This is a genomic window from Phyllobacterium sp. SB3, from assembly GCF_040009165.1.
Lineage (GTDB): Bacteria > Pseudomonadota > Alphaproteobacteria > Rhizobiales > Rhizobiaceae > Phyllobacterium.
The window spans coordinates 1-304 of sequence record NZ_JBDYKI010000038.1 but is presented as its reverse complement, the minus strand read 5'-3'; the positions used below and the strand labels follow the sequence as shown (position 1 = coordinate 304).

Genomic DNA, 304 nt, shown 5'->3' with positions numbered 1-304 from the left:
GCCGAGGCGCTGGCATTCGCCGAAAACCTGGAGCCGCTCAAGCACCCGAAGACCCTGGCGTCCGTCGTCGCCGAAGGCACGGACGGCTATGTCGGCCTGTTCATTCCGGGCGGCCACGCCCCGATGGTCGACCTCATCAGCGACAAGAACCTGGGCAAGATCCTGACGAGCTTCCACGACACGGGCCGCCCGACGGGCATCATCTGCCACGGTCCGATCGTCCTGCTTTCCGCATTGCCCGATGCCGACGCGTTCATCGCCTCAATGATCGCCGGCGACGGCAAGGCGAGTTCGCTCAATGGCG

At 65.8% G+C, this 304-nt stretch carries 1 protein-coding gene; it reads left to right on the top strand.

Translation table 11 applies throughout. From position 1 onward, the window contains the following. A partial coding sequence (locus ABKW30_RS29290; protein WP_348602489.1) for a DJ-1/PfpI family protein occupies positions 1-304 on the top strand: 304 nt, incomplete at both ends.